This is a genomic window from Bartonella vinsonii subsp. berkhoffii ATCC 51672, from assembly GCF_902825225.1.
In the GTDB taxonomy this organism is placed as follows: Bacteria; Pseudomonadota; Alphaproteobacteria; order Rhizobiales; family Rhizobiaceae; genus Bartonella; species Bartonella berkhoffii.
In genome coordinates this window covers 14,250-27,588 of record NZ_CADEAK010000011.1, presented here as the reverse complement: position 1 = coordinate 27,588, position 13,339 = coordinate 14,250, and the positions used below count along the sequence as shown (strand labels likewise).

Sequence of the window (13,339 nt, the reverse complement as noted above, 5' to 3'; positions counted from 1 at the left end):
TCATTGATTAGAGCATCAAGAATAAAAGAGGAACTCTTTTAAAGAGTAAAGTACTTTATGAATAAGAAAATACTCTTTTCGTAAGGTAATTTTCAAATGAGAAAAAATAATGGCAAGCAATGTAAGTCTCACAGGTTTAGCGCGTGATTTGAAGCAGCGTGCAGAAAACCACCCACCCATCCGCATTGGGCTCATCGGTTGTGGTGAAATGGGTACAGATTTACTCTCAACTGTTTCGCAAATGGATGGCATAACAGTTGCAGCCGTTGCCACGCGAACACCCTCACGTATTTTCGATGCCGCTCTGTTAGCCTATGGTGAAAAAGGCTATGCATGTGAAGTTGAAAATTCTCATGCCTTAACGCAAACAATTGAAAAAAGATTGATTGCAGCGACAGATGATATTGATCTCGTTTTGCGCCATGAACAAATTGACATTGTGGTTGATGCAACAGGCTATCCTGAAGCTGGTGCAGAAATTGGCTTTAAAGCCCTTGAAAACAATAAACACCTTGTCACAATGAATGTTGAAGCAGATGTTACGATTGGTGCTTATCTAAAACATGAAGCAGAAAAAAGAGGTCTTATTTATACACTTGGAGCCGGTGATGAACCCACTTCTTGCATGGAACTCATCGAATTTGTTTCAGCTCTTGGACACAAAATTGTTGCAGCTGGTAAAGGAAAAAACAATCCCCTTATCTTTGATGCCACACCGGATGCTTATGAGGAAGAAGCCTTGCAACGCAATATGAATGTGCGCATGTTGGTTGAATTTATTGATGGTTCTAAAACAATGGTTGAAATGGCAGCCATTGCCAATGCAACTGGACTTCTCCCCGATTGCCCAGGAATGCATGGTCCACAAGCAGCACTCCAAGATTTAAGCAAAGTGCTTATTCCCAAACAAGATGGGGGTCTTTTAGAGAGATATGGTGTTGTGGACTATTCAATAGGTCAAGGGATTGCTCCAGGTGTTTTCGTGATTGCAGAAATAGCACATCCACGTTTACGCGAACGTATGGAAGACTTAAAAATGGGTCAAGGACCTTATTTCACTTTTCATCGCCCTTATCATTTAACAGCAATGGAAGTTCCCCTAACCTGCGCCCGCATAATGCTTTATGGCAAAAAAGACATGGCATCGCTTAGCCCTCCAGTAGCGGAAGTGTGTGCTGTTGCTAAGAAAGATTTGCATCCTGGTGATCAGTTAGATTTCATTGGTCTTTATAGTTATCGCGCTTGGATCATGAGCAGTGTAGAAGCGCACGCTCACTACGCCATTCCTTGTGGTCTTTTGGAAAAAGCAACAGTGACAGCAGAAATTAAAAAAAATGAACTGATCACTTTGCATAACACTGCCATTCGAAAAAACCAGTGGATTGCCCAACTTCGCACAAAACAAGACCTTTTGTTTGATGGTTTTTCTTCCACGGGTATATAAACAAAATTTTATTACCCTTTTTACTTATAAAGAGCGATAAGCTGTAAAAAATCGAACTTTATCCTTAAAGCAAAGATCACACCTGAATGGCTTAACACCTTCTAGTGATGCATAGAAATACTGCATCTTCTCTCCCATCCCCCTCTCTGAAGCCGCATTTATACGGCTTCAGAGATATTGTTTCTTCAAAAATGACCAACAACACGTATTAATAAAAGAGAAGAGTTTCAATGAAATTTAAAGAATTAACCCTAAAAGAGATGCTAAAACACCAATGAGATCCGATGAGAGTAAAGAAGATAAAACGGATATAAAACCTACCCACCCCAAAAGGCTGCAAATAAAGACACGTTCTCAATCTTTTCAAAAGCGAGTCCATCTTGTCCCTCAGCATCACGGATAACAGCCATATCTATAACCTTAACAACTTCTACAGCGTCAATAACTGCATTTTTACCTGTTGCTGCTATAGCAGCAACAGGCGCTCCTTCTTGTGCTTGAAAGTGATTCTTCATAATGTTCCCATGACTTTCTATAGTTTGTATTAAACAAAGAATAAACGCCGTAAAAACATAAAAACAAATACGATTTTTAAATAATTTAAACATAGCTTTATTTTCTTATATTTTTCTTTACTGAATAAGTAAAATAATATTTAAAATTTTCAAAAACAAAATTCGCATCAATACTTATAATATGATATGATGTATTTCATAACAAATTATGATTAAAGAATAATACATTATGTATTTCGTGTAAATATATAAAATCTTGATAAAATAATAACATTTAAATTAATCATGAATAAAAATAAGATTTATATAAAATGATATTCGTAAAACGTTAATAGAGACAACAGTGTTATCTTTTAAAGAACTATAGAAAATCAATATAAATATATTTCTTGTCTTTATGAAATCATAATAAAAAAATTTGATAACATAAATTTTATAATAAAACAAAAAGTGAGACATTCATCAAGTAGATTAAAATGTAAATCAAAAAAATATCCCATGTTATAAGGCAACAAAGAATATTATAAAGGGAAAAGTCAAAAAACTATACTTGTTTTTCATTTTACTTTCTCTACCTGCCCTCTTCACTCTCAGTAAGTATAACACCAAAAAAATGAGAGATCTCTTCTGCTCTTCAATAAACCATATCATGTATAAAAAAACCAATTTACACGCGTCTTAACTATCCAAATGATCGGATCTTTTAATAAACAAATGCATAGGTCTTCACCACATCACATTCAGTAAACTTTCTTCAAGGACACTCTTCATCCACGTACTTTTTCTCTCACAAATATTCAAATGAGAGAGACATTATTAAAGTCATATTGATCAAAAAGCAGTTCCTAAATTGATAGATTAGCTACAAAATAGAACAAAAAAACTTCTCAAAATCTTGATTTAAAAACTAAATTCCAACTTTCTTTTTTGCATGAACAGTCCCATATTTCTTCCTACTCTTCAGCAGTAAAACTTATCCTTTATAGTAAAGAAGTTTTTTGCGTACAGCCTAAACTTGAGCCCTAAAATTAAACCTTATATGAACAGAAGAGAGGATTTATTCTAAACTATAAGATGGGGAGTTAATCATTCTGAGACCTTTACTTTCCAAAAAAACAAATGCCAAATTGAAATATTTCACAAAATACATTTCATCCTTGAAAATTTGTACCATAATATGGAGGTTTTTTTTAACCATATCTCCGCTGTTTTTAACAAAGCAGTCTTTTTCATTCTCTACATTTGATGCACAAAACACTCTTGTTTGCGTTTTTTCTATAGATGGATTAAAATCAAAAGAAATAACTCACCGTTTGTGATCACTTCGCATCTCTTGACTTCTCTTTTTGGCAATAAATTTATGGGACTCAACACACCTTTCCTCGCTCTTTTGCCCTTGGGTGCACACGAATATCACGGAAATCATCTCCCCTTTGAAACCGACTGGATTATTGCTGAAGCTTTTGCAAAAGCACTCACTTTCCAAACAAAAGAGCAATTCCCTATCATGCTTTTACCAGTTGAAAAAATTGGTTATTCCATTGAGCATATGGATGTTACGGGCTCACAAACCCTCACCTTTTCTGACGCTATTGAACACTGGATAAAAATCGGTGAACGCTGTTCTCATCAAGGTATCAAGCGTTTTCTTCTTCTCAACGCTCACGGCGGCAATTCCCCTTTAATGAGCATTGTTATCACCGAATTACGCAGGCGCTTTTCCATGCTTGCAGTGGCAACAAGCTGGAACCGTTTTGGTCTACCGCAAGGCTTAATGGAACCCTCTCAACAGCATCTTGACATTCATGGAGGATTTATAGAAACCTCCTTAATGCTTTATTTAGCACCAGAAAAAGTGCATATGGAAAAGGCACAAAATTTTCACAACAAACAAGCGGATATGATTTCCCATTATCGGTATTTACGTGCTTATGGTCCCCACGCCTTTGGATGGACCATGCGTGATCTTAATAAACAAGGCGCAGCAGGGAATGCAAGTGAAGCAACACCACAAGCAGGTGAAGCAATTTTCTCTCATGTTCTTTGTGGGCTTCGTGATTTACTTGATGATATCAGTCGATTTAAACTAGATGTATTATGATAAAAGGTATGAACCATGGAAAAGAAACAAAATATGCCCCCTAAACTTCCTGTTACGGTTCTGACAGGCTATCTGGGATCAGGAAAAACCACTCTTCTCAATCGTATTCTCAGTGAAAATCATGGCAAACGTTCTGCCGTTATCGTCAATGAATTTGGTGAAATTGGTATCGATAATGACCTTATTGTTGAATCAGATGAAGAAATTTATGAAATGAATAATGGCTGTGTTTGCTGTACTGTGCGCGGAGATCTTATTCGTATTCTAGAAAGCCTGATGCAACGCTCTCATCGATTTGATGCAATCATTATAGAAACAACAGGACTTGCTGACCCAATTCCCGTGGCACAAACTTTTTTCATGGATGATAATGTCCATGAAAAAACAGCTCTTGATAGTGTCATAGCAGTTGTTGATGCAAAACATTTACCCTCTCAACTTAAAAAGAGCCGTGAAGCTGAAGATCAGATTGCCTTTTCTGATATCGTTCTTTTAAATAAAATTGATCTTGTGAATGCACAAGAACGTGTACATGCTGAATCGCTCATTTTGGCGATTAATCCTCGAGCAGTAATTTATGCAACAGAGCGTGCCAATATCCCTCTTGAGAAACTTCTCAATCTTGGTTCTTTTGACCTCCAACGGACTTTAGAGAATGATCCCCATTTTCTTGACCACCAACATGCAGACCATGTTTGTGGTCCCGATTGTCATCATGACTATCAACATCACCACACCTCCCCCATTCATGACATTACAGTGACTTCTGTAAGTTTAAAAACAGGTGCTCTTCAACCAGAAAAGTTTTTTCCGTGGATTCAAGAGGTTACGCAACAACAAGGTCCTGATATTTTGCGTTTAAAAGGGATTATTGCTTTTCAAGGAGACAATGATCGCTATGTTATTCAAGGCATACACATGATGCTTGAAGGACAGCATCAACGTCCATGGCGTGAAGAAGAAAAACGTGAAAGTCGACTTGTTTTTATCGGCCACTCCCTTGATGCCAAAAAACTTAGAACTGGTTTTGAAAATTGCGCATAAGTGAATAGAATGCCAAACATTACCCCTTACAATCTTCAAAGTTATTGCCTTTCCTGTGGTTTTATTGACAATAAACCAGTCTTTGTTTCAGTAGAAGGCTTGATTGTTTTTTTAAATCCAACTCCTCAAACCATAGAAGTTCATCAAGGGATAATTTCAAGCCATTTCTCTTATGATAACACAGCGATCATCACGGGTGGAGAAGATGGCAAAGCCTGTCAAACAACAGCAGATGGTCAGACAAAAGTGCTAGGACAACAAGAACGAAAATGGATCAACAAAGTTGCTTTTGGGCCACAGAAAATTTTTGCTTTTGCTTCCTCACGTTTAGCATTGGCAAATGTTGGTAAGGGATTGCAAGAACTTAAGCATGAACGCAGTGTGGAAGGTCTTGCTTTCGCTCCAAAGGGTTTACGACTTGCTGTTGCCCATTACAATGGGGTTACCCTTCATTGGTTATCAACACAAATACCCCCAACCACACTGGTCTGGAAAGGAGCACATTTTGATGTCACCTTCTCACCAGACAACCGCTATGTCATTTCTACTATGCAAGAAAATGCCTTACATGGCTGGCGTCTTACCGATCAGCAACATTTACGCATGAGTGGATACCCAAGCAAAGTCAAAAGCTGGTCTTGGAGCACAAAAGGAAAATGGCTTGCAACATCAGGCGCATCAGCAGCCATTATTTGGCCCTTTCATACCAAAGATGGTCCTATGGGGAAAACACCATTAGAACTGGGGACACGAGCACATGCACTTGTCAGTGCCGTTTCATGTCATCCAAGTGAAGAAATTGTCGCAATCGGCTTTCATGACGGAATGATTTTATGTGCACATTTTCACGATGGAAAAGAAATCCTTCTAAAAGACTGTGGAAAAAGTGCCATCTCTGCACTTAACTGGGATCAGACGGGGCACAACCTTGCTTTCGGCAGTGAAAATGGTGAATGTGGTATTATCAATATGACTGTTTAAGAAAGACAAGAAATTGATTGACAATGATCCTTCTATCTTTTCGCAACTTGCATGTCTCCCCAATATCACAGGATTCTCTCATTTCAAACCTGTTTACATTGAATCAAATAAGACTATTCCCTTGCTCATCATAAGTGAGGGGAGGGGGATGAATAAAACCATTTAAGAAAAGAATAAAGCTACCTCTTATGAACTCCCTTAATACAAGAGCTGTCACAACACAAAGAACTGGAAAAAAGAACAATAATCATTGCAGATAAAAGAGTCACACAACCTTCTAAAAGCAATGAGAAACAAACACTACGAATCTCAAGCCACGCTGCAAACACAATGCTACCCCTCAAGAACCGCTCATCCTCACGCAGCGCATCATAAATCTTCTTTAAACACCCATTCTTTAAAACCACCGGTAGAATTACAACATGCAGCATTTTAATATCTTCTGATATCTTGTGACAATGAGAATAATCCGTTGAGATCTACTTTTTTAATTTACATTCACACCCATAATTTACAAAAAAGAAGAAACACAACAAAAGTACATACCATCTCTTGTCAAAAAAGATAGCGTAACCCACTAGAGAAACTTGCTCCTGAAAAACCAGCTTTGGTAAGTCTATGCTGATAATTCACATCTCCATGAAGTGCAAATTTCGCAGATAATTGGGCATTAAAACCAACTCCTGCTTCTAAAGATGAACCAAACGCACCTAACTGAAAATCATTTTTAAAAGACACAAAATGCCTGTCTCCAAAATTACGCGAAAGATAAAGCTTACCATAGAAAGAAACAATACGCTCCTTTTCAGAGGGCGTAAGAATCTTGGTTAAACGCCCACCAACACGTGCTGTCCATTGATTAAATTTCCCCATATCAACGTCAAGATTATCAACATCACGCCCATGATCAAACTGAAGACGCTGATAAATAAACTGAAACTGTGGATCAAAAATGAAACCATTATGCCCTATTGCAAACCTTTGACCACTGGTCAATGAAGCATTCGACTGTTTTCCCTTTAAGCTTACCACCTTGTCTCGTGCAAGAGTGAAAACATCACCTTTAAAGAGGCCATGAGAGAGCAACCCATCCACATAAAAACCCGTATCATCCTGCAAACTTCCATAAGCAGAAACGGACCATCTATCAAATGTGCTCTTTTTGCTCTGCTCAACATTGAGAGGATGGAGAGAAAGGCTTCCATAAGTTCCCATAACCCCAAAGAATGTGCGATTCTCTGTCCTGTCAGTTTTCTTCAGCAAAACACCAGCCTCAAAGGCAGTATAATCGAGTTCGGCTCCATATCCATATTCAAAAGCAGAAAGATTTGAAGCATAATGGTAATTTCCACCATACCCACGGACAAAAAATGCTGAATTTTCATGACTTTTCAAAGAATTTAGAGAAGTATTTCGTATTACCTCCAATTTTTTATTTTGAGTAGTGAGATCCATCAAGCCAGCATGAAATAAGGCATTTGGCAAGAGGAGATAAGTTGGCAATTGCGGAACCACAGCCCTAATTTTCGGCATGGTCTGAATATCAGGCTCAACTGGAACAGACCTAACGGATCTAGATTTAACTGAAACAGATGGAGTTGATGTAGGATCTGTAGGTTGCGGATCTACGGATTCAGAGGATGCAATTGAAGAAGGTGTAGGTGAAACAGGTGTAAATGGTGTGGGTGTAGGATCTATAGGCTGTGGATCTACGGACTCAGAGGATGCAATTGAAGAAGGTGTAGGTGAAACAGGTGTAAATGGTGTGGGTGTAGGATCTATAGGCTGTGGATCTACGGATTCAGAGGGCGCAATTGGAGAAGATGTTTGAGAAACAGGTGTAGTCTCAGAAGAATCTGTTTCTGGATTCATATAGAGTCCTACAAGACGAAAATCCCAAAAATCTCCTTCACCTGCAACCAATCTTTGCTTAGCATCCGCTTCTCCAAAAGGAGAACCCGGACCATAACCACGGAGACGATATTGGTAAGGAAAACCATTTACTGTAATATAATTACTGGCAAGTTTAAAAGAATCTTCCTTCGCTGTCCCAGAAACTTGAATCAGTGAAACGCTTTGATCTTTTCCATCACGTACTTCTTGTCCTAAAGTTTTCTTAAAATTTTGCATATGAACCACAGTGGTTCCAGAAACATCACCATAGATCAAAATACGATCCGTTTTTTGAGGATCAAAGGAACCATTATCATCCAAAAATGCACTCAGTTTAATCTGAGCATTACCCTGTGCACTATATGCTCTTTTATATTTTGACAATACTATTTTGTCTTCCTCATTTATAACGACTTTGTCTTTGATAATTCCTTTGTCTTTCTCATTTATCTCCGTTGCTTTTCCAATGCGCAGCGTCTGATAACCATCAGATGTATCTTCATCAAAAATCAGTGTACTATCAGAAAGACTCAGAGATGAAAGTGATGAATCTGGAGAATCCAAGCCTTGTAAACTTCTCTGCTTTCTTTTTTTGAGAAACCATGTTGAGCCATGCGCTAACTGCAAATTAACGGTAGAAACATCTTCAGTACGGATACCTCCTATGAGGGTAGAGGCATCAGCTTTAACAAAAAGAGAAACATCATTTTCAGCTTTTAATAATAAATCACCCGAGACTTTAGTTTCTTCTGATAACTTAAGAATAGCTTTAGCTCCATAGCCATTACTCCCCGTAGCATAAACAGCCGTACCATCTGGAACTGAAAACTTTGTTTTTGACAAAGAAACAGATGCAACTCCCATGATGATTGTTTGCATATCTGAAAGTTTTTCATCATTTCGGCTTAACATTTTTGCAGTCTCTTCTGGATCTAATGTATGAAAATATAAACCATGCGCACTCTCGCCCCGCACAGAAATATGAGATCTTTCAATCTGAAGATTTGTATTCTTAAAATTGTTTAATATACCATACTTTCCAATCAACTGACTATGAGCATATGCATAACCCGAATAATTTTTAATTAAAAATCCATGCATATCAGTAAGCTGAAGAGTATTGTCCCTCAAATGAACATTTCCAACTTGAAACATCTCAAAAGCTTCTGGTATTATACTGCTGTTTCTAGCCTTGACTTTAGAACTCTCTTTTTTTCCTTCTCCTTTAATGATCATACTATCGAGAAGATACCTTCCACCAAACCGTGTTGAAAATGAACCAATCTCATTAAAAGTAACAGTACTTCCTGACATCCTCACCAGCGCATCAAAACCACTAACAAGACCAACCCCTTCTATACTCAAATTATCTGGTGCAATCTCAATATCCACACGAACTAAAGCAACATCTGTTTCTTTTCCCGATGCATAAAGAACGTGCGAAGCCCCCTCAATTTTCCCTCCTGTCATCTTAATAACTCCATCCTGAGCACGAAGAGCAGGTATATCTTTAAAATGTGCATCCGTTAAAATAAGCTCCCCTCCATCTTGTACATAGCCACCATATGAAAATATTACACTTGGCTTATCGCCTATAACAGTGACCTGCGACGCATCAACAACTGTCCCTTCCTTTTCTACGTATATAGCCGCAACAGGAGCAGAATCAGAAGAAGTTCCTCGAGAATTTTCTAACTGATAGGTCTTATTTGTGATTGAATGTCTTTTACCATCACTGCATTCATAAAAGGAAGCTTCTAGATCACATCCAGAAGCATGAATAACTTGCAAAAAATAAATAATAGCTGTAGTAAAACTATACACAAACGCATGATTATAAAATACGTTTATCATTTTTCTTCTCTACTCCAATCTCTTAATAAAACATTTAGAATATAGATAAAAAATCTTAAAATATGGTTAATATAGTATTAAAAAATCTTCTATTAATATTTAAGATAACTATATATACTTATATATAAGTTATTTTATACTGTATGTATAACTAAAAAAGATAGCGTAACCCACTAGAGAAACTTGCTCCTGAAAAACCAGCTTTGGTAAGTCTATGCTGATAATTCACATCTCCATGAAGTGCAAATTTCGCAGATAATTGGGCATTAAAACCAACTCCTGCTTCTAAAGATGAACCAAACGCACCTAACTGAAAATCATTTTTAAAAGACACAAAATGCCTGTCTCCAAAATTACGCGAAAGATAAAGCTTACCATAGAAAGAAACAATACGCTCCTTTTCAGAGGGCGTAAGAATCTTGGTTAAACGCCCACCAACACGTGCTGTCCATTGATTAAATTTCCCCATATCAACGTCAAGATTATCAACATCACGCCCATGATCAAACTGAAGACGCTGATAAATAAACTGAAACTGTGGATCAAAAATGAAACCATTATGCCCTATTGCAAACCTTTGACCACTGGTCAATGAAGCATTCGACTGTTTTCCCTTTAAGCTTACCACCTTGTCTCGTGCAAGAGTGAAAACATCACCTTTAAAGAGGCCATGAGAGAGCAACCCATCCACATAAAAACCCGTATCATCCTGCAAACTTCCATAAGCAGAAACGGACCATCTATCAAATGTGCTCTTTTTGCTCTGCTCAACATTGAGAGGATGGAGAGAAAGGCTTCCATAAGTTCCCATAACCCCAAAAGATATAGTACTGACTGTCGTCTCAATATTTTTCAGCAAAGTTCCAGCCTCTATAGCATTATACTCAATCTCACCTCCAAAGTCATATTCAAGTGTAGACAGATCTGAAACATAAAGATAATTGCTGCCATAACTCTGTAAAAACAAAGCAGAATTTTCATCGACTTTCAACGATCGAAGAGAAACAGTTTGTAGTATTTCCAACTGCTTATTTAGATTACTCATATCCATCAAACCAGCATGAAATAAGCTATTTGGCAAAAGGAGATATGTTGCAACTTGTGGGACAACAGTCCTTACTGTTTTCTGAAAACGAGGAGAAAGCTCAGAAGCAAGAACAACCTTAGATATAACGGAAACACGACCTCGCTCAGATACATTAGCCTCCCCCTCCGGCGTAACAGGAAAAAACGCAAGAGCAGAAGGATTTTCCATCAAAGCATCAGTATCAACAGATCTCACGAATGTAAGAAAAGTAGCACCAGATTCGACAGAAATAGGACGAGAAACAGACCGACGAGTTAAAATTTTTGCCTCATTGACAGTGGCTCTAACGGATGTAACAAGAGGAGAAGAGCTTAGGCATTCAGAACTTTTCTCCATTTTAACGCAAGCAGCCTCATCTCCAAAAAATCAGGAAGCTGCCCCGAAAAAGAAGAGAAAGTATTATAACGCAACACAGGGAAATAAGAAATAAAAAACAAATCCGCGTAATCAGAAGAAGGAGATTGCATCACTTCACTTTCGAGGAGAAAATCCCAAAATTCTCCTTCACCCTTAAGCACTTGCTGAGATAAATCCGCTTTCCCTAAAGAAGAACTGGGGCAATAAGCATAGAGGCGATACTGATAAGGTGAACCTTCCAATGTAACATAATCACCATTTAGCTGAAAAGAATCTTTATTTGCTGTTCCATACACTTCAATAATGGAAATTCCTTTGTTATTTCCGCGCTCCCCAGTATAGTCCCCTCGACTACCCAAAGCATCTTGCACATGTACTATCGTTGTTCCCTCAACATCACCATGAATCAAAAGCCGATTTGTTTTTTGCTTTTGAAGAGTCCCTCCCCCCCCACTTTATCCAAATATGTATTAAGATAAAGATGCACATTACCTTGCGCATGATAAACTTTGCCTGCCCCTTTTTCCAACGAGAAGTGTTTTGTAAATATCACCTGTTTTTAATTCTTAAAAAAAAAGAGAACTATCAACAAGATTTAGGGATGAAAGAGATGAATAATTACCCAATTGAGAACGAGAAAAGGCAGAGTTTTGCAATTTTTCATATTTTGGTTGCGATAAAGTCCATTTTGAATTATTTTTTATTCTAGGGCAGCCGTAGAATTTTCATCAACATGAGTTCCCCCTATAAGCGTAGAAGCATCAGCTGTAATCTTTACAGTGGAATTTCCCTCAGCCTTCAACAATAGATCTCCCAAAACTGTTGAGCCTTGTGAAAGTTTAATAGAACTCTCGAATTGTCGACTATAAATAGCCGTGCTTTCAGGAATCATAAAAGACGTCCTAGACAAATGGACCACCCACCGTCCAGATAAAACTGTTTTCTTGCCTCCATCAAATGCTGCTTCCCACAGAAAACGCATACCATTAAACGACCTATTTCTTATCATAACAGTAGAGTTTTCGATATAGGCAGTATTATTATCATTTCCCTGTAATGAAAGACCATGAGCATTGGTGACATTAACTCTTCCTCTTTGAAGAATAATAGACCCCCTACCTTGAAGCATATGAAAAGCAGAATTTTCACTATGCCTACCTGTATTCCTCATGTACCGTCCCCTTCCGGTAATAGAAACACCATCTAAAATAATGTTGCTACCTCCTGCTGTTTGAACCCCGATACCGTTTGTAAAATCAATCTTTCCTGCTTTCATCTCAATTTTTGCACTGTCTTGGCTAAAAAGATTTACCGCACCAGCACTTGTCATAATTTCTGCATGATTCAAAACAATAAAAGAATATTGATCAACTACGTTGCCCCCATTCGCGATGCATTAATCACCCCATCTTGCATCTCAACAGCTTCTCCCTCATCAACATCTGCACCTATTGACACATTATTTAAGATGGAATTGAATAGAGTAACACCTCCCTCCATTGAGGCTTTTACACCTGTTGTCCAAGATCTTTTTCCTGAATGATTGTTTGCATTTGCAATGCCGTTAATGATTATACTGTCTGCTACAATGACTGTCCCCTCCCCTGAAGCCTCTATAGCTGGCTCAAAGCTTTGACCCATGAGTGTATAAATTTTGTTGGAAATTTCATGTTCTTTACCATCATTACATCGAAAAATGAAGCGCTTTGACTACATGAAAATTGCTTCTTCTCAAAAAATTGATCATCAGCATCAGCATTCTGTACAAAGAAAGGGAGATGATTTTTAATTTTTCTAATCATATTTCTACTACAAACTTTCTTCCCATTCCTCTGAAAAAACCGCGTTCTGCTTCATTGCCATTATTGCACGCAGCGGATAAAAACATTATGTGTCTTATGTAAAGCAAAAATAAGATATTATAAAGTATAAAATTCTAATCTGATTTTGAGAAAAAACAAAAAAGCACTTTAGTATTTTTAAGACCTGTCAAGAAGTGATTTTTAAAATTACTAGCAAAACAACCGACAAAAAAAGACCCACAAGCATAGCTTGTAGGTCTT

9 protein-coding genes and 1 pseudogene are annotated in these 13,339 nt (G+C 37.7%); 4 read left to right on the top strand and 6 right to left on the bottom strand.

The window, feature by feature from the left end; all coding sequences use genetic code 11:
• Positions 1–109 precede the first annotated feature (109 nt).
• Entirely contained in the window at positions 110–1,444 is a 1,335-nt protein-coding gene (locus tag J7R10_RS06210) for an NAD(P)H-dependent oxidoreductase (protein ID WP_010705565.1), read from the top strand.
• 317 nt (positions 1,445–1,761) lie between these two features.
• On the opposite strand, the gene J7R10_RS09955 is transcribed toward J7R10_RS06210, so the two are convergent.
• A complete protein-coding gene (locus tag J7R10_RS09955; protein WP_244428935.1) occupies positions 1,762–1,959 on the bottom strand; it encodes a hypothetical protein in 198 nt (65 codons plus the stop codon).
• 1,360 nt (positions 1,960–3,319) lie between these two features.
• Here J7R10_RS09955 and J7R10_RS06200 point away from each other — a divergent pair.
• Genes J7R10_RS06200 through J7R10_RS06190 form a run of 3 tightly spaced genes read left to right on the top strand, consistent with a single transcriptional unit; the run spans position 3,320 to position 6,085 of the window.
• On the top strand, positions 3,320–4,060 hold the full coding sequence (locus tag J7R10_RS06200) for a creatininase family protein (RefSeq protein WP_026501358.1): 741 nt from the start codon (positions 3,320–3,322) through the stop codon (positions 4,058–4,060).
• A 15-nt stretch (positions 4,061–4,075) separates the two neighbouring features.
• Complete coding sequence (locus J7R10_RS06195; protein WP_010705568.1) at positions 4,076–5,104, top strand: CobW family GTP-binding protein; 1,029 nt, start codon at positions 4,076–4,078, stop codon at positions 5,102–5,104.
• Between the two features lie 9 nt (positions 5,105–5,113).
• The gene (locus tag J7R10_RS06190; protein WP_010705569.1) at positions 5,114–6,085 is read left to right on the top strand and encodes a WD40 repeat domain-containing protein; all 972 of its coding nucleotides are present in this window, start codon (positions 5,114–5,116) and stop codon (positions 6,083–6,085) included.
• Positions 6,086–6,640: 555 nt separating this feature from the next.
• Here J7R10_RS06190 and J7R10_RS06185 read toward each other — a convergent pair.
• The 5 genes and pseudogenes from J7R10_RS06185 to J7R10_RS06165 all read right to left on the bottom strand — a co-directional run bounded on the left by J7R10_RS06185 (position 6,641) and on the right by J7R10_RS06165 (position 12,917).
• Positions 6,641–9,832 carry an autotransporter outer membrane beta-barrel domain-containing protein gene (locus J7R10_RS06185; protein WP_208436389.1) on the bottom strand — a complete coding sequence of 1,064 codons (3,192 nt, stop codon included), beginning with the start codon at positions 9,830–9,832 and terminating at the stop codon, positions 6,641–6,643.
• Positions 9,833–9,983: 151 nt separating this feature from the next.
• Positions 9,984–10,952: pseudogene (locus J7R10_RS06180) on the bottom strand (autotransporter domain-containing protein); the annotation flags it as partial.
• Positions 10,953–11,230: 278 nt separating this feature from the next.
• Positions 11,231–11,686, bottom strand: coding sequence for a hypothetical protein (locus tag J7R10_RS06175; RefSeq protein WP_026501375.1), 456 nt, complete (start codon positions 11,684–11,686; stop codon positions 11,231–11,233).
• Positions 11,687–11,976: 290 nt separating this feature from the next.
• Entirely contained in the window at positions 11,977–12,606 is a 630-nt protein-coding gene (locus J7R10_RS06170; RefSeq protein ID WP_155806772.1) for a hypothetical protein, read from the bottom strand.
• A gap of 41 nt (positions 12,607–12,647) precedes the next feature.
• A complete protein-coding gene (locus J7R10_RS06165; protein ID WP_026501377.1) occupies positions 12,648–12,917 on the bottom strand; it encodes a hypothetical protein in 270 nt (89 codons plus the stop codon).
• Positions 12,918–13,339: the final 422 nt, after the last annotated feature.